Genomic DNA, 17,191 nt, shown 5'->3' with positions numbered 1-17,191 from the left:
TAATTTTGGAATGGTTAATTTTTAATTCTTTTCAATTGCTTTTCTAATTCCTCGACTCCTTTTGGAGTAGCCATTGCCCGAGTATGGTATTCTAATGCTTCTAATTCTATTCGTTGTGCTTCACTTTCAGAAACTGTATTTTCGTTTATATGAAAAACCAATGTGTAATAAAACTTCACATAAACCTCTATATTTAAATCATCTCTATAAAGTCCGTCACGTATTCCTTTTTCGATATTATCTCTAAAACATTGTGTACATTGATCAATTTCGATAGAAAGGATATTTTGATAAATCTCTGGATAATGTTTTTTCAGCTGATAAATTGGCGAAGTATCTGTGTTGTTTTTAAACATATCACGAAACATTTCTCTAATCTCAAAATTCTCATGAATGGCATTATAATTCTTAGCGATAATGGTATCCATAATTTCGTGCACCTGTCCATGAACCAAAGAAGTGCTTTCTTCAATCAAAACCTCTTTATTACAGAAATATTTGTAAATCGTTTTTTTCGAAATACACATTTCTCCTGCAATATCATCCATTGTAACACTCTTAAAACCAAGCTTTAAAAAAAGTTCGCTTGCTTTTGCTATTATTTTCTCTTTCATTTTAATTTTCCCAATTGCCTTACAAATATAGTTAGGAAACTAAAATCTATAAAATAGTTTCCATTATATTTGTAATAATTTTACATTAAACTAATGATTATGTAAGATTTATATGCTAAATTCAAGATTAGCGATTAACTTGATGTCTTTTCCAAGAGCCAAACCGCTGTTATGATTAAAAGATTCATAGTTTAAACCAAAATCCTGACGTTTGATATCTCCTTTAATTTCAAAGGCCACTTTCTTTTGACCATTATACGTATTTACGCCAATAAATTCTGCGTCAAGTTCAACCACCCTTGTCACATCTTTAATCGTTAAATCACCTTTAATGAAGTTAATATTGTTGTTTACTTTTTGAAATGAAGTCGATTTAAAACTAACAATAGGATGTTCATCTGCTTCAAAAAAATCTTGAAGTTGTAAAGAAGAATCGACCTGCTGAAAACTTTCGTTTTTATTATTAATATCAAGTGAAAACTCTACCGATGCATCTTCAATTTCATTGTCTTCAAGACTCACATAACCGCCAAATTTATTTGTAGTTCCTCCTAAATAAGCAATTTTTGAATGTCTCATTTTAATTAAAACATCTGATTGTGTAGAATCTAAAGTCCATGTTGTTTTCATAAATATCTGATTTTAATGAGCTTATTAATTGTTTTAAACTCTCAATGGAAACTTTTTTAGTGTTTCCAGTTTCCATTCAACGCTGCAAATATAGACAGGAAACTCTAAATACCAAAAAAGTTTCCAAGTTTTTTAGAAAATATTTTAACAAATTCATTCTTAGCGCTTTTTATTTAATCCTTTTAAAGTTTTAACAGCATTTAAAATTTAGAAAGCAATAATTCATAATTGAATTGTATCTTTGAGGCTCGAAAATCAGAATTTCATTTTATGCACGATATTAGTCAGTACCAGGATTTTTTTATTGATTATTTAAAAAAACAAAATATTCACAAAGAACCTGTAAATCTCTATGAACCGATTGAATATATTTTAGGGCTTGGAGGAAAACGAATTCGCCCGGTTTTAACTTTAATGGCGGCAGAAGTTTTTAATACTGATTATTCCGTTGCTCTTCCTGCAGCTATGGCTGTAGAAGTTTTTCATAATTTCTCACTTGTTCATGATGACATAATGGATGATGCACCTTTGCGAAGAGGCCAAGTAACGGTTCATGAAAAATGGAATTTAAATACAGGAATCCTTTCTGGCGATGCGATGCTGATTTTGGCGTATCAATACTTTGAACAATACGAACCAAATGTCTTTAGAAATCTAGCAAAATTATTCAGCAAAACAGCTCTTGAAGTTTGCGAAGGCCAGCAATGGGACGTGGATTTTGAAACTCGTAAAGATGTTACGATTCCGGAATATCTCAAGATGATTGAATACAAAACAGCTGTTTTAGTTGCCGCCGCCATGAAAATGGGCGCGATTGTAGCCAAAACATCTGAAAATGAAGCCGATTTAATTTATGATTTCGGATTGAATTTAGGATTAGCTTTCCAATTACAGGACGATTATCTGGATGCTTTTGGAGATCCGGAAACTTTCGGAAAACAAGTTGGAGGCGATATAATCGAAAACAAAAAAACCTATTTATACCTAAAAGCTCTGGAATTTTCTTCAAAAGAAAAAGCTTCAGAATTAGAGCAATTGTTTACTTTACAATTAGAGGATAATACCGAAAAAATAGAAACTGCAAAAGCTATTTTTAATGCATCAGGAGCTTCAAAAGCAACACAAGATGCTATCGAAATGTATACTTTAAAAGCTTTTGAAACTTTGGAAAAAATGGAAATCAACGCTGAAAAGAAAGATGTTTTAAGGACTTTTGGCGAAAATTTAATGGGACGTAAAGTTTAGTGTTCAGTTTTCAGTAAATCTACAATCTAAAGTCTAAAATCTAAAATAATTATGTTTGTAGCACCAGTAAATACCGAATCATTATTAGCGCAAGCGCAGGCAGAGACTTTATATCTAAACTTAATCGAACAGATCAATAAAGATTTTAATCTGGCAAATGAAGGAATTGATTTTCCATTAAGCATTTCTCCTGACGAACTGAAAATTCAGCTTCATGAAAAGATTTACAGAATGATTCAGTACAAATTTGCTGAATATTTAAATCTGCTTTACATTATTGATGTTCCCGAAAACGAAATCAAACAACTCGATGGATCAGATTTAGTAATTCTAGCGGAACAAGTTGCGTTTTTGATTTTAAAAAGAGAATGGCAGAAGGTTTGGTTTAGGAATTATTATAAGTGAGAAAGATACAAAGTGACAAAGGCTTTTTATTTATTGAGCAATTTCCACTTTTAAAATCTCATGATACCTTTTCCCATAAGTTATTCTCACATTTACACCATTCTTAAGCACCCCATTATTAGCTTTAGTAAAAGTATTAAAACCTCCTAATAAAGCATCTTCATATTGAAAATCAATAGAATCGACTTTAAACTTTTCTATCGTAACAGATTTTCTTCGAGAAATCGGCCTAAAGCTTTCTAAATTGGAAATTTTCCCTTCAACCACTAATACATTGGGAGAATTAAAAAGATTCTGAATTCTTTTCTCTGTAGTATCTGTTGTATAAAATTGTAGATAGAAAAACATAATTGTTGATATACTAAAAACTAGACCAATTGTCCACAATAATATCACTTTTTCATAATCATCATTTCCTCTTTTAAACTTTTTAATCAAAGCCCAAAGAATAAAAGAGAAAATTGCAACCCAAAAAAATACGCTAAAAGACCTTGTGTTCGATGGCAATTCAGAAATGGACCAATAAGTATAATAATTCATACTAAAAAACTTAGAATCTTAGTATCTCAGTCCCGATGACTATCGGGATAGCAATTTAAAAATAAACTCTCACGAAAGGCATAAATCCAGATCCGTAAAGACTTTTATTCGGATCATACAAAACGTCGTAACGAGCACCAATAGTAACATTTCCTGTTCTGTAACCAGCGCCCAAATATAATGCAGTATTCCAATAACTATCTGAAAAAGCGGGTCTGTTAATATTCGATTCGTATCTAGTATCTACTTTAACTTGTTCCAACTCTGCAGATAGTTGAATTTCTGGAATGGGATTCACAAGTGTGATTAAACTTCCGCCATAAACGTACGATTCATAATAATTTCTCGAATTTAAATAGCCAAATTGCAGTCCAACTCCAACAGCAACAATTGGGTTTACGTTATAAATTGCACTAGGCATTACAGAAATATCGGTATATCCGGAACCAAATCCTAGACCCAATCCGCCTCCAAATTGAACTTTGTCCCAAAAGTGATTACTATTATCTATAACATATTTTTGCTGTCCTGAGACATTCGTTGAAAATAAAACAGCCAAAATCACAAAAAAGAAATTGAAAACGATTGAAATTTGATTTTTATTCATAGTTAACGTTTATTTTAACAAATTTTTACGTAAAAGTACGTAAAAAAAAGATTTAAATAAATGTGATTGTTGTACTTTTGCCTTTCTATATAACAAAAAGTATATTCACTCATATTATGGATAGGTTTTCATTTTTAAACGCAGCGCATACCGAGTTCTTTGCACAATTATACGATCAATATTTAGTTAACCCAGACAGCGTTGAGCCTAGCTGGAGAAGTTTCTTTCAAGGTTTCGACTTTGGACAAACAACTTATAACGACGAAAATCCAGTGCAAACTATCGTTGAGTACGTGACTAGCGATAACACAGATTACAGTCAGGTTTCAGAAAAACTAAAAAAAGAATTCAACGTTCTGAAATTAATTGACGGATACCGTACGCGCGGGCATTTATTCACGAAGACAAATCCTGTTCGTGACCGCAGACAATCTTCGCCAACTTTAGATATCGAGAACTTCGGATTATCTGCGGCTGATCTTTCAACTGTTTTTGATGCTGCTCAGACAATCGGAATGCAACCATCTTCTTTACAAGATATTGTAAACCGCCTTAAAACTATTTACTGCCAGCATATTGGTATTGAATATATGTATATTAGAAATCCTGGCGTTGTAAAATGGATTCAGGATAAATTGTCTGTAAATGTTAATCAGCCAAATTTCTCTACAGAAGAAAAGAAAACTATCTTAAATAAATTAAACGAAGCTGTATCTTTTGAGAACTTCCTTCACACTAAATACGTTGGACAAAAACGTTTCTCATTAGAAGGTGGAGAATCTATCATCCCAGCTTTAGATGCTTTAATTGAGCAAGCTGCAGAAAAAGGTGTTGAACAATTCGTAATGGGAATGGCTCATCGTGGTCGTTTGAACGTTTTGGCAAACATCTTCGGGAAATCTACTCAAGATATCTTTGGTGAGTTTGACGGAAAAGATTACGATCAAGAATATTTTGACGGTGACGTAAAATACCACTTAGGTCTTACTGCAGACAGAAAAACAAGATCAGGAAAAAGCATCAACATCAATTTAGCACCAAACCCTTCTCACTTAGAAACGGTTGGAGCTGTAATTGAAGGCATCACAAGAGCAAAACAAGATAAATATTTTGCCGATGATTTCTCTAAAGTATTACCAATCGCCGTTCACGGAGATGCTGCTATCGCAGGTCAAGGTATTTTGTATGAAATCATTCAAATGGCACAATTAGACGGTTACAAAACTGGAGGAACAATCCATATTGTAATCAACAACCAAGTTGGATTTACAACTAACTATTTAGACGCTCGTTCTTCTACTTATTGTACAGACGTTGCCAAAGTAACTTTATCTCCAGTATTACACGTAAATGCTGACGATGCTGAGGCCGTTGTACATGCTGTATCTTTTGCATTAGATTACAGAATGCAGTTTGGACGTGACGTATTTATTGATTTGTTAGGATATAGAAAATATGGACATAACGAAGGTGACGAACCTCGTTTCACACAGCCAGTTTTATACAAAATCATTGCTAAACACAAAAACCCAAGAGACATTTACGCTGAGAAATTATTATCTGAAGGCGTAATCGATGCTTCTTATGTGAATGGTTTAGAAAAACAATACAAATCTGCTTTAGAAGAAAACTTAGAAGCTTCTCGTAAAAAAGATTTGACTATCATTACGCCATTCATGAAAAACGAATGGGAAGGATTTGTTCAGGTAACAGATACGCAAATGCTTCAAAAAGTGGATACTACTTTCGCTAAAGAAGGATTAGATTCTATCATCAACACAATCTCAACTTTACCGGAAGACAAAAAGTTCATCAACAAAATCACTAAAATTGTTACAGACAGAAAAGTTGGATACGACAACAATACACTAGACTGGGGAACTGCAGAAGCATTGGCTTACGGATCTCTTTTAACAGAAGGATTTGATGTTCGTATTTCTGGTCAGGACGTTGAGCGTGGTACTTTCTCTCACCGTCATGCTGTAGTTAAAGTGGAAGATTCTGAAGAAGAAGTAATTTTGTTGAACGGAATTGAAAACAAAAAAGGAAACTTTGGCGTATTCAACTCTCTTTTATCTGAGTATGGAGTTTTAGGTTTTGATTACGGATATGCATTAGCAAACCCAAAAGCCTTAACCATCTGGGAAGCACAATTTGGAGATTTCTCTAACGGTGCTCAAATCATGATTGACCAATATATTTCTTGTGGAGAAGATAAATGGAACAACCAAAACGGTATCGTGATGTTATTGCCTCATGGATACGAAGGTCAAGGAGCTGAACACTCTTCTGCAAGAATGGAACGTTACTTACAACTTTGTGCAAGGCATAATATGTATGTGGCAGATTGTACAACGCCTGCTAACTTCTTCCACTTGTTGAGAAGACAAATGAAAACAAACTTCCGTAAACCGTTAGTAGTTTTTTCTCCAAAAAGTTTACTACGTGATCCAAGATGCGTATCTACTGTGGATGAATTAGCAAATGGAAGCTTCCAAGAAACAATTGATGACAATACTGTAGATAAAAAGAAAGTAAAAACTTTGGTTTTCTGTACAGGTAAATTCTATTATGATATTGTCGCTGAAAGAGAAAACAACGGAAGAAATGACGTTGCAGTTGTTCGTATCGAGCAATTATTCCCTTTCCCAGTTGAGCAGATTAAAGAAATCATCGCGAAGTATCCAAATGCAGATGATTATGTTTGGGCGCAAGAAGAACCTAAGAACATGGGAGCTTACAGTTTTATGTTAATGAACTTTGATCTTGTAAAATGGAGATTAGCTTCATTAAAAGCATATTCTGCTCCTGCATCAGGAAGCTACACACGTGCAAAACGTCGTCACGCAGATGCAATTAGAATGGTATTCGATAAAAATTTATTCAGATAATAAAAAAATGTTTCAAGTTTCAATCCCGATAACTATCGGGATTGAAACCATAAAAACCTTAAACAAAGAAATAAGATGATTTTAGAAATGAAAGTCCCATCACCAGGGGAGTCAATAAAAGAAGTTGAGATTGCAACTTGGTTAGTAAAAGACGGAGATTATGTAGAAAAAGATCAAGCAATTGCTGAAGTTGATTCAGATAAAGCTACTCTTGAATTACCTGCTGAAATGAGCGGTGTAATTACACTAAAAGCTGAAGAAGGTGATACAGTAGCAGTAGGTGCTGTAGTTTGTTTAATTGATACAGATGCAGCTAAACCAGCAGATGGTGCAGCAGCAGCTCCAGCAACAGAAGCGCCAAAAGCGGAAGCTCCTAAAGCTGAAGTAAAAGCTGAGGCTCCAAAGGCTGAACCAGCACAAGCTCCTGCAGCTACAAGTTACGCAGCGGGAACTCCATCTCCAGCAGCAAGAAAAATATTAGACGAGAAAAATATTGCTCCAGCAACTGTAACAGGAACTGGTAAAGGCGGAAGAATTACTAAAGATGATGCTGTAAATGCAGTACCTTCTATGGGAACTCCAACTGGTGGAAGCCGTGGAACTGAGCGTACAAAATTATCAATGTTACGTCGTAAAGTAGCAGAAAGATTAGTTTCAGCTAAAAATGAAACTGCTATGCTTACTACTTTCAACGAAGTAAATATGACGCCAATCAACCAAATTCGTAACGAATACAAAGATGCGTTCAAAGCAAAACATGGTGGTCTTGGTTTAGGTTTCATGTCATTCTTTACAAAAGCAGTTACAAGAGCTTTACAATTATATCCAGATGTTAACTCAATGATGGATGGTGATTACAAAATCGCTTATGATTTTGCTGACATCTCAATCGCAGTTTCTGGACCAAAAGGATTAATGGTTCCTGTTGTTCGTAATGCTGAATTATTAACTTTCCGTGGAATTGAAGCTGAAATCAAAAGATTAGCTTTAAGAGCTCGTGACGGTCAAATTACAGTTGACGATATGACTGGAGGAACTTTCACAATCACAAATGGTGGAGTTTTCGGAAGTATGTTATCTACTCCAATCATCAACCCTCCTCAATCAGGAATCTTAGGAATGCACAACATCATCGAGCGTCCAATCGCTGTAAATGGAAAAGTGGAAATCCACCCAATGATGTATGTAGCGCTTTCTTACGACCACAGAATTATTGACGGACGTGAGTCTGTTGGTTTCTTGGTTGCTGTTAAAGAAGCTTTAGAAAATCCAGTAGAATTATTAATGAATGGCGATGCTAAACGTGCTTTAGAATTGTAATTGTAATAATTTTCAACAATACTCAAAAACCTGTTCATCAATTTGAACAGGTTTTTTTTTCTTAATACTGTCTTAATTTTAGCTTAAGCTGTTAATTTTTTACATTAACGTAAATTTTACCCTTTGAAAAAAATTTTATTTAGAATAAATAAGGATAGCTTGTATTATTAGCAATCAACTACTACATTTGCGCTATTAAAATCAATTCTAAATAAAATGAAATATAGATTTACCATTTCTTTTTTGAGTTTTTGTTTTGCTTTATTGACTAGCGTATCAGCTTTAGCCCAAGAAAAAGCAACCATCAAAGGTCAGATTAGTTTAACAAATAATGAAGCTGCAGACAATGTTTCTGTAGTATTAAAAGGAACTAAAATAGGAACAGTTACAGATGCAAATGGTTTCTATGAAATTAAAAACATCAAACCTGGAAACTATGTAATTAAAGTTTCTGGAATTGGATACTCTTCAAAAGAAAAAAGCGTTAGCCTAAATAGTGGTGATTCTATTATAGAAGACTTTAGAATCAGTGAAAATTCTCAGGAACTAAATGAAATCGTAGTAAATGGGAATAGAAAAAACCCATTGGCACGTAAAGAAACACAGCAAGTATCAAGATTACCTCTTAAAAATCTTGAAAACCCACAGGTTTACACTACTATTACCAGCGAGTTATTAAAAGAACAAGTTGTAACTAACCTTGATGATGCTCTTAAAAACTCTCCAGGCTTAACACAGCTTTGGGCATCAACTGGCCGTGGCGGAGATGGTGCTGGTTATTTCTCTCTAAGAGGATTTGCTGTTCAACCAACTATGATTAATGGACTTCCAGGTTTATCTAACGGAAGTTTAGACCCTGCTAATATTGATAAAATTGAAGTAATCAAAGGCCCATCCGGAACTTTATTTGGAAGCAGTTTAATCTCTTACGGAGGTTTAATCAACATCACTACAAAAAAACCTTATGACCATTTTGGAGGAGAAATAAGTTATACTGCCGGAAGCTACGGTTTAAACAGAGTTACTGCAGATGTTAACACTCCTCTTGACGACGAACATAAAGTAAACTTTCGTATAAATGCTGCTTATCATGATGAGGATAGTTTTCAAGATGCAGGTTTTAGAAAATCTTTATTTGTAGCTCCTTCTCTTTCTTATGAAGTGAATGAAAGATTATCATTCTTAGTTAATACTGAGTTTTTAAGCAGTGAAAGTACAAATCCTACTATGTTGTTTTTAGATCGTTTTTCTCCTCTTCGCGTTCACAACATTGACGAATTGAGATATGACAACAAACGTTCTTACACTAGTAATCAGTTAACACTTAAAACACCATCGTATAGTCTTCAGGGACAGATGAATTATAAAATTTCTGACCAATGGACTTCACAAACAGTTCTTGCAAGAAGTTCTGCGAAATCACTAGGATACTATGCTTATCTATATGAAATCACAAGCAATTTTAGTGGCATTAATGACGGAATTGTTCTTGGAAGATCATTTACAAATAATGATTCTAAAACATTAACAACCGATATTCAGCAAAATTTTATTGGCGATTTTAAAATTGGAAACTTAAGAAACAGAATTGTTGCTGGTTTAGATTATTTCAACAGAATGCAAGTTGATAATGGATCTGGATATCTTTACAATGAAAGTCTTATTTATATTGGAAATGATCCTTTACAAACTGTAAACGAAAATGTATATAGAATTACAGATCCTAATGACTATATCACAAATGGAGACAATGGTAATTTATCAAAAGCTCATGCTGAAGCTGCATTATCCACGGTTCCTGTAAACAACACCAAACAAAAACAAGAAGTTTTTAGTGCTTATGTATCTAACGTAATCAATATCACGCCTGCCCTTTCTGCTATGGCAAGTTTACGTATAGACCGTTTCATGAATTCAGGAGATGTAACAACAAAATCTGATGATTTTAACCAAACTACTTTCTCTCCAAAATTTGGTTTAGTTTACCAGCCAATTCTTGATAAAGTTTCAATTTTTGCTAACTACATGGATGGTTTTGTAAACCCATCACCAATTACTGATGTCGCTGCTGATGGAACTAGAACACCTAGAACATTCTCACCAGAACATGCCGCTCAATTTGAAGTGGGTACAAAATTAAATGTATTCAAAGAAAAATTATACGCTACTTTTAGCTACTATGATACTAAAGTAAGAGATATGGTTTACACCGATTATGGAGCAACAACTACGATTAGTTATGATAACGGTGCACAAAGAAACAAAGGTTTTGAAGCAGAAATTGTTGCAAACCCAATTGACGGCCTAAACATTGTATTAGGATACAGTTATAACGATGCTCTTTTAACTGCAGGACTGCCAGATTTCGTAAATCACAGACCTGAAAGTGCTGGACCACAGAATTTAGCAAACCTTTGGGCTAGCTATAAATTCACACAAGGTGAGTTAAAAGGATTTGGTTTAGGTTTTGGTGGTAACTATGCAAGCGACAATAAAATCATGAACAGAACTGTAGCTGGAGTGTTTACAATTCCAGAATATACAGTACTAAACTCTTCTATCTTTTATGGAACTGAGAAATACACTTTAACATTAAAAGTCAACAACATTGCAAATGAAGACATTTACGATGGATGGTCAACAGTTCACCCTAAAGATGCTAGAAGCGTGGTTGCAAGTTTCTCATACAGATTTTAATAAAAAACATTTCAAACACCTTTCTTTTAGGAGAAAGGTGTTTTTTAAATTTTAAAGATTATGATTACAATTGCCAGTCTTTTTGTTTTTCTAGCTTTTTATACTCTTTATTACACTTCAAAAAGAGCGGTTTTGTCCTATGATTTGGGTTTTGAAAAATGGATGCAGAAAAATCCAAAACCAACTAAAATTATCGGATTAACATTATTATTAACCGCTTATATAATGTGGCTTTTTACACAGTCTTTAGGTTGTGGTACTTTGATGTTTTTTATTCAGTTAATGACTATTGGAAGCTTAATCGTTATTCTTCAACCATTAAAAAAAGTAAACAGCAAAGTACTTTTAGCCCTGCTAATTTTTGTTGCGCTACTAGAACTTTACTATAACTAATATCATTTTTAAATTACAATATGCCAGCGAATTCAAAATATTTAAATCCTGCTTTTTGGCCACGCTTTTCCAAAATTACAGCTGCTATTTTAGGAGGATACTTTGTTTCTGTTACTTTTCATTTAGCTTTAGCTGCTTGGTTTAATCGTGCAAATGTACTTATCACCATGGCTTTTACTGGTTTTATTCTCTGGGTAGCGTTAATGATAATTGCATTTCTTGCTAAAAGCGGTTGGAAAATATGGGGAATTTACCTTCTGTTGACACTGCTTTTTTGTCTTTTTATTTATTTAGGTCAAACTTATAACCATACGGCACAATAATATTTTATGAACAACCGTCATTACAACATCTATTTTCACACACATACTGTCAGCGGAATCGTTATCAGCGTGGCTCTTTTTGTAATTTTCTTTGCTGGATCTTTTTCTTTTTTTAGAGATGAAATCATCAATTGGGAAAGAAGTGAATCTAGTGCAATTACAAGAGAAATCCAATTAGACTATAATAAAGCGTTAAAGCATCTGGATGAAAAATATGTTTTACACGGCAGAAATATCACCATCTCTAAACATTCTAACGAAGAAAGAGTCAATGTTTACATGGAAGGAACTAAAGATACTTTAGCTCCCAAAAAACAACGTGACAGTCAATTTTTCTACCTAAATCCAAAAAACTTTAAATCCTTTACTTACGAAGAATCTTATTCTTTGGGAGAACTTTTATATCGTTTACATTTCTTTGCCCAGATTCCGTATCCTGTAGGATATTATCTTTCTGGTTTTGTAGCGTTGTTTTTCTTGTTTGCGGTTGTAACTGGAGTATTGTTGCATTGGAATAAAATAGTCTCTAACTTTTATATTTTCCGACCAAAAGAAAAATTAAAAACACTTTGGACAGATGCACATACTGCACTAGGAATGATTGGTCTGCCTTTTCAATTTGTTTATGCTGTTACTGGAGCTTTCTTTATGATTAAACTGTTGCTTGTAGCGCCAGCTGTAAAGACTTTATACAATGGCGATCAGGATAAATTATATAAAGAATTAGAATACACCGATTCAGATTATAAGTTTGAAAACAAAAAACTGGCGAATCCATTTAATATCGACGAACTGGTTGCGAAAACAAAAAAGAACTGGTCTGATTTTGAAATCACTCGTGTTTTTATCCAAAATTACGGCGATGCCAATATGCACGTTTTGGTTGAAGGAGAACTTTTGAGTCACAAAAAATTTACTGGAATTGGTAAAGTAGTTTATCGAATTGCTGATGGAAAAGAAATTGCCAAAAAAAATCCCATCTCTCAAACCAGTTATTTAGATGTTGTAAAAAATGTTTTATACAGAATACATTTTGGCGATTATGGAGGATACGCTTTAAGAATAGTAAGCTTTTTGCTGGGAATTATAACTTGCTTTGTAATCATTTCCGGAGTTATGATTTGGCTGGTTGCGAGACAGAAAAACAATATGCCCGAAAAGAAAAGACGTTTCAACAATGCCGTTGTCCGTATTTATTTGGCAATTTGTTTGAGTATGTATCCAATTACTGCTTTAGCTTTTATTGGAAGCAAGATTTTCTATCCTTTAAGCCAGGCAAATCTATTCAGACTTTATTTTGGCGGATGGCTATTGCTAACAATCTTTTTTATCATTAAAAAGAATGATGGCTTTACCAATAAATTCTGCTTGATTTCTGGAAGTATTTTAGGTTTCCTTATTCCAATCACAAACGGAATTGTTTCTGGAGATTGGTTTTGGACATCGTTTATGCACAACAAAATTCAGATTTTCTTTATTGACGCTTTCTGGATTTTCTTGGCTTCCACTTCATTATATGTTGCTTACCATTTAAAACCTAAAAAAGTAGTTTCTTAAAAAGAACTCAACATACTCCAATTCGTATTTGGCCACAAAGGCACAAAGACAGTAAGTTTTTTTTTAAATCTCGTAAAGACTCTAAATCCAGAAGCTATAAAATGATCTTCGGACTTAGTTTCTTTGTGAGATTTATATTTTTCGTTCAAAAAAAGACATAAAAAAACCGCTTATAAAAAAAGCGGTTCTTTATAATTTTCGAAACTTGATTAGTTTCTGTTTGCTAAAGCATTTTTCTGTAAGTTTTTAACTGAACTAACTTTGTTATCTACATAAGCAACTTCTTTCAAGCTGTTTTCATTAAAGTAGACCCAATTTCCAGTTTTTAGTCCGTCTGTGTACTCTCCAACGGTTTTTTTATTTCCATTTTCATCATAATACACCCAGATACCGTCCAATTTTCCATCCTTAAAAAAGCCTTCCTGCTGTATTTTACCGTTCTCATAATAGTAAGTTGCTTTTACTTTATTTCCAACAGCTTCTAATTCAGGTTTACCTTCTTGTGCTGTTAGAATTCCAGAGAATAATACAGCCGCTAAAATCACACACTTTTTCATATCGTCAGGTATTAAATGTTATTGAATGTTACTAAATTGTTATCAAATATAATTAATAGTTTACATTAAAAAAACTTTTACTTAACAATTTGGTAACATTGACTAAAAACTTAACATTGGAAAACTACAGAAAACTAAAAAACCAGTGCCTAGGCACTGGTTTTACTGGTGTTTTAGAAAAAACTTGTTTTCTACGAGAACGTTATAAATTTCGTAAATAATTTAGTTCAATAGTGCACTTAGTTGTTTATCAAGCTCTGGATCAGATGGTCTAGGTGCTTCAGACTTCACAACATTTCCTTGAGGATCAATTAAAATAAATCTAGGAATTCCAGTTACTCCATAATTAACTACAAATTCAGATTCCCAATCTTTATCAGCAAAAAGCTGTACGCCACCAAGATGTTTATCGGTTACGAATTTTTTCCACTTTTCATTATCCTTTAATTTATCAATAGAAATACTCACAAACTCGATATTCTTGCCGTGATATTTTTCTTCAATTTTTTGAAGATATGGAATCTCAGCTCTACAAGGTGCGCACCAAGTTGCCCAAAGATCGATGTAAACATATTTACCTTTTAAATCAGATAATTTTGTTTTTCCTCCTTTAAAATTTTCGTAATCAAAATCTGGAGAAGCTTTCCCAACCATTTTATTCGCTTTTGCAGCTCTATCATATTCTTCTGCAGCATATTTATTAAAGCCTTCGATGCTTCGTCTCATAGCCACTTTGAATTCTGGATCAAGATCTCCCTTTTCAAGATTTTCGGTATCTGCTTTTAATTTTGCATCAAGCAAAGCTGTAAACTCTCCTAACTCTTTTGAAAAAGCATCTTTTTGAAAACTTTCATCTTTTAAAGCTTGCTGCGCTAAAAAGTTGCTTTCGTTTACTCCTTTACCTTTATATACTATCGTTTCGTCAAATTCTTTCGCATTCATAGTCAAATTGACTTCAGAATTTGGTTTTAAGAATAAATTAGAAGATTCTGTTCCGTCAGAAAACATATAAAATCCTTTTGGAGCCTCAAAAGTTGCTGCAAATACTTGTTTTTTATCTATTGGAATTACTTGCTTAAAATTATCCTTTCCTTTAATGACCAAAGTGTCGCTATTTCTATTTGCGATTTTAGCAGTGAACTTAACCGTACTTTTGCCTTGTCCAATCACATTCAAAGCATTAAAAAGTACCAAACCTGCAACAAAAAGTTTTTTCATGGGTATTATTATTAGTTTATTAGTGATTCAAATCTAAAGAATTTAAAGCTTCGTAATTTAAGAATTAACAAAATATTTAAAATTCCATACATCAAGTTTATCACTTTACTATATTATCTTGAATTTTGTATTTACTTTTGCAGTCTAAAATTGAGATTATGTATAGAAGTCATAATTGCGGCGAATTAAACGCTTCAAATATTAATACCGAAGTTACACTTGCGGGCTGGGTTCAAAAATCACGTGATAAAGGATTTATGAATTGGGTCGATTTACGCGACCGTTATGGAATCACACAACTTATTTTCGACGAAAGTCGTACTAATAAAACTGTTTTTGAATTGGCAAAAACTCTAGGAAGAGAATTTGTTATTCAGGTAAAAGGAACTGTTATTGAGCGTGAAGCTAAAAACAAAAATATTCCAACAGGTGAAATCGAAATTTTAGTTTCTGAATTAACAATTTTAAACACTGCTCTTACTCCTCCATTTACTATTGAAGATGAAACGGACGGCGGGGAAGACATCAGAATGAAATACCGTTATTTGGATATTCGTAGAAATCCGGTAAAAAACAGTTTATTATTCCGTCATAAAGTAGCGATGGAAGTTCGCAAATATTTATCTAATTTAGATTTCTGCGAAGTTGAAACGCCTTATTTAATCAAATCAACTCCGGAAGGAGCGAGAGATTTCGTTGTACCAAGCCGTATGAACGAAGGACAGTTTTATGCTTTGCCCCAATCTCCACAAACTTTCAAACAATTATTAATGGTAGGTGGAATGGATAAATATTTCCAAATCGTGAAATGTTTCCGTGACGAAGATTTACGTGCAGACCGTCAGCCAGAGTTTACTCAGATTGACTGTGAGATGGCATTTGTAGAACAAGAAGATATTTTAAATGTTTTCGAAGGTTTGACAAGACATTTATTAAAAGAAATTAAAGGCATTGAAGTAGACAAATTCCCAAGAATCACCTACGATTATGCCATGAAAACATACGGAAATGACAAACCGGACATTCGTTTCGGGATGAAGTTTGGCGAATTAAACGAATTTGCACAACATAAAGAATTCCCAGTTTTCAATGCAGCTGAATTAGTTGTGGGAATTGCAGTTCCAGGAGCAGGAAATTATACTCGTAAAGAAATCGATGGCTTAATTGACTGGGTAAAACGCCCACAAGTTGGAGCATCTGGAATGGTGTATGTAAAATGCAACGAAGATGGAACATACAAATCATCTGTAGATAAGTTCTACGACAATGATGATTTGGCAAACTGGGCAAAAGCTACAGAAGCAAATCCTGGAGATATGATTTTTGTTCTTTCTGGACCTGCAAACAAAACTAGAGCGCAATTATCTGCACTTCGTATGGAATTGGCAACCCGTTTAGGATTGCGTAATCCAGAAGAATTTGCTCCATTATGGGTGGTAGATTTCCCATTATTGGAATTGGACGAAGAGAGTGGTCGTTATCATGCAATGCACCACCCATTTACGTCTCCTAAACCAGAAGATATGGCATTACTGGAAACAGAACCAGGAAAAGTTCGTGCAAATGCTTATGACATGGTTTTAAACGGAAACGAAATTGGTGGAGGTTCTATTCGTATTCACGATAAAGCAACTCAGCAATTAATGTTCAAATATTTAGGATTTACTGAAGAAGAAGCAAAAGCACAATTTGGCTTCTTAATGGATGCTTTCCAGTTTGGAGCACCACCTCACGGAGGATTGGCTTTTGGTCTTGATAGATTAGTTGCCATTTTAGGAGGACAAGAAACGATTAGAGATTTTATCGCTTTCCCTAAAAACAATTCTGGACGTGACGTTATGATTGATGCACCAGCTGCAATTGATGATGCACAACTGAAAGAATTAAAAATTAAAATTGACACAATTTAAACTACAAATTGAATCGAAATATAGAAAAAGACGCTGAAATTTCAGCGTCTTTTTTGCTTTAACCAAATGTTAAGAAAAATCTTAATCGCGTCATTTTTCAAATTATTAAATTCTTACAATTTAGTCTTTTTTATATTCTTACAATTAATGATTCTCAAATATTGGTGTTCTATAAACAAATTGCTGTAATAAACTACGTAAAAACACTGTAAATCAATAATTTTTACAAAAATTTAACAGGTATATGTCTTTTGTATGAATTTATATGTTACATTTGTTTTATT

General features: G+C 33.6%; 15 protein-coding genes. 9 read left to right on the top strand and 6 right to left on the bottom strand.

The annotated features are described in order from the left end of the window. Positions 1-14 precede the first annotated feature (14 nt). Positions 15-614 (bottom strand): TetR/AcrR family transcriptional regulator, encoded by a 600-nt coding sequence (locus BM289_RS02350; RefSeq protein ID WP_091490555.1) that lies wholly within the window; start codon positions 612-614, stop codon positions 15-17. Between the two features lie 108 nt (positions 615-722). After that, entirely contained in the window at positions 723-1,244 is a 522-nt protein-coding gene (locus BM289_RS02345) for a YceI family protein (protein ID WP_091490553.1), read from the bottom strand. A gap of 270 nt (positions 1,245-1,514) precedes the next feature. Between BM289_RS02345 and BM289_RS02340 the strand changes: the two genes are divergently transcribed. Both BM289_RS02340 and BM289_RS02335 read left to right on the top strand, forming a co-directional pair. Then, positions 1,515-2,489, top strand: a complete 975-nt coding sequence (locus BM289_RS02340; RefSeq protein ID WP_091490552.1) for a polyprenyl synthetase family protein — start codon at positions 1,515-1,517, stop codon at positions 2,487-2,489. Positions 2,490-2,540: 51 nt separating this feature from the next. After that, positions 2,541-2,894, top strand: a complete 354-nt coding sequence (locus tag BM289_RS02335) for a hypothetical protein (RefSeq protein ID WP_091490550.1) — start codon at positions 2,541-2,543, stop codon at positions 2,892-2,894. A 30-nt stretch (positions 2,895-2,924) separates the two neighbouring features. Here the strand turns inward: BM289_RS02335 and BM289_RS02330 are convergent, their stop codons facing one another. Then, positions 2,925-3,434 carry a hypothetical protein gene (locus BM289_RS02330; RefSeq protein WP_091490549.1) on the bottom strand — a complete coding sequence of 170 codons (510 nt, stop codon included), beginning with the start codon at positions 3,432-3,434 and terminating at the stop codon, positions 2,925-2,927. 55 nt (positions 3,435-3,489) lie between these two features. Next, complete coding sequence (locus tag BM289_RS02325) at positions 3,490-4,041, bottom strand: hypothetical protein (protein ID WP_091490547.1); 552 nt, start codon at positions 4,039-4,041, stop codon at positions 3,490-3,492. Between the two features lie 116 nt (positions 4,042-4,157). On the opposite strand from BM289_RS02325, the gene BM289_RS02320 reads away from it, so the two are divergent. From BM289_RS02320 to BM289_RS02295, 6 genes are all read left to right on the top strand, one after another. After that, positions 4,158-6,932, top strand: a complete 2,775-nt coding sequence (locus tag BM289_RS02320) for a 2-oxoglutarate dehydrogenase E1 component (protein ID WP_091490545.1) — start codon at positions 4,158-4,160, stop codon at positions 6,930-6,932. A 75-nt stretch (positions 6,933-7,007) separates the two neighbouring features. Further along, positions 7,008-8,252: a 2-oxoglutarate dehydrogenase complex dihydrolipoyllysine-residue succinyltransferase gene (gene odhB, locus BM289_RS02315; RefSeq protein WP_091490543.1), complete on the top strand. Its 1,245-nt coding sequence runs from the start codon at positions 7,008-7,010 to the stop codon at positions 8,250-8,252. Positions 8,253-8,468: 216 nt separating this feature from the next. Continuing rightward, entirely contained in the window at positions 8,469-10,949 is a 2,481-nt protein-coding gene (locus tag BM289_RS02310) for a TonB-dependent receptor (protein ID WP_091490542.1), read from the top strand. A gap of 60 nt (positions 10,950-11,009) precedes the next feature. Continuing rightward, positions 11,010-11,342, top strand: coding sequence for a hypothetical protein (locus BM289_RS02305; protein WP_091490540.1), 333 nt, complete (start codon positions 11,010-11,012; stop codon positions 11,340-11,342). A gap of 20 nt (positions 11,343-11,362) precedes the next feature. Continuing rightward, positions 11,363-11,665 (top strand): hypothetical protein, encoded by a 303-nt coding sequence (locus BM289_RS02300; protein WP_091490538.1) that lies wholly within the window; start codon positions 11,363-11,365, stop codon positions 11,663-11,665. 6 nt (positions 11,666-11,671) lie between these two features. Next, positions 11,672-13,222, top strand: coding sequence for a PepSY-associated TM helix domain-containing protein (locus BM289_RS02295; RefSeq protein WP_091490537.1), 1,551 nt, complete (start codon positions 11,672-11,674; stop codon positions 13,220-13,222). Between the two features lie 209 nt (positions 13,223-13,431). Here BM289_RS02295 and BM289_RS02290 read toward each other — a convergent pair whose 3' ends face one another. Both BM289_RS02290 and BM289_RS02285 read right to left on the bottom strand, forming a co-directional pair. Next, positions 13,432-13,779, bottom strand: coding sequence for a toxin-antitoxin system YwqK family antitoxin (locus tag BM289_RS02290; RefSeq protein WP_091490535.1), 348 nt, complete (start codon positions 13,777-13,779; stop codon positions 13,432-13,434). A gap of 222 nt (positions 13,780-14,001) precedes the next feature. Further along, positions 14,002-14,997, bottom strand: a complete 996-nt coding sequence (locus BM289_RS02285; protein ID WP_091490534.1) for a TlpA family protein disulfide reductase — start codon at positions 14,995-14,997, stop codon at positions 14,002-14,004. Positions 14,998-15,155: 158 nt separating this feature from the next. On the opposite strand from BM289_RS02285, the gene aspS reads away from it, so the two are divergent. Next, the gene (gene aspS, locus BM289_RS02280; RefSeq protein ID WP_091490532.1) at positions 15,156-16,907 is read left to right on the top strand and encodes an aspartate--tRNA ligase; all 1,752 of its coding nucleotides are present in this window, start codon (positions 15,156-15,158) and stop codon (positions 16,905-16,907) included. Positions 16,908-17,191 lie beyond the last annotated feature (284 nt).

Origin of the sequence: Flavobacterium phragmitis (genome assembly GCF_900112575.1) — a bacterium.
Taxonomy (GTDB): Bacteria; Bacteroidota; Bacteroidia; order Flavobacteriales; family Flavobacteriaceae; genus Flavobacterium; species Flavobacterium phragmitis.
This window is presented reverse-complemented; position numbering and strand designations above follow the sequence as displayed.

What these genes read in the sequence shown, in the direction of transcription:
- BM289_RS02350 (WP_091490555.1), bottom strand. Translation starts at nt 614, where the DNA reads ATGAAAGAGAAAATAATAGCAAAAGCAAGCGAACTTTTTTTAAAGCTT.
- BM289_RS02345 (WP_091490553.1), bottom strand. Translation starts at nt 1,244, where the DNA reads ATGAAAACAACATGGACTTTAGATTCTACACAATCAGATGTTTTAATT.
- BM289_RS02340 (WP_091490552.1), top strand. Translation starts at nt 1,515, where the DNA reads ATGCACGATATTAGTCAGTACCAGGATTTTTTTATTGATTATTTAAAA.
- BM289_RS02335 (WP_091490550.1), top strand. Translation starts at nt 2,541, where the DNA reads ATGTTTGTAGCACCAGTAAATACCGAATCATTATTAGCGCAAGCGCAG.
- BM289_RS02330 (WP_091490549.1), bottom strand. Translation starts at nt 3,434, where the DNA reads ATGAATTATTATACTTATTGGTCCATTTCTGAATTGCCATCGAACACA.
- BM289_RS02325 (WP_091490547.1), bottom strand. Translation starts at nt 4,041, where the DNA reads ATGAATAAAAATCAAATTTCAATCGTTTTCAATTTCTTTTTTGTGATT.
- BM289_RS02320 (WP_091490545.1), top strand. Translation starts at nt 4,158, where the DNA reads ATGGATAGGTTTTCATTTTTAAACGCAGCGCATACCGAGTTCTTTGCA.
- odhB (WP_091490543.1), top strand. Translation starts at nt 7,008, where the DNA reads ATGATTTTAGAAATGAAAGTCCCATCACCAGGGGAGTCAATAAAAGAA.
- BM289_RS02310 (WP_091490542.1), top strand. Translation starts at nt 8,469, where the DNA reads ATGAAATATAGATTTACCATTTCTTTTTTGAGTTTTTGTTTTGCTTTA.
- BM289_RS02305 (WP_091490540.1), top strand. Translation starts at nt 11,010, where the DNA reads ATGATTACAATTGCCAGTCTTTTTGTTTTTCTAGCTTTTTATACTCTT.
- BM289_RS02300 (WP_091490538.1), top strand. Translation starts at nt 11,363, where the DNA reads ATGCCAGCGAATTCAAAATATTTAAATCCTGCTTTTTGGCCACGCTTT.
- BM289_RS02295 (WP_091490537.1), top strand. Translation starts at nt 11,672, where the DNA reads ATGAACAACCGTCATTACAACATCTATTTTCACACACATACTGTCAGC.
- BM289_RS02290 (WP_091490535.1), bottom strand. Translation starts at nt 13,779, where the DNA reads ATGAAAAAGTGTGTGATTTTAGCGGCTGTATTATTCTCTGGAATTCTA.
- BM289_RS02285 (WP_091490534.1), bottom strand. Translation starts at nt 14,997, where the DNA reads ATGAAAAAACTTTTTGTTGCAGGTTTGGTACTTTTTAATGCTTTGAAT.
- aspS (WP_091490532.1), top strand. Translation starts at nt 15,156, where the DNA reads ATGTATAGAAGTCATAATTGCGGCGAATTAAACGCTTCAAATATTAAT.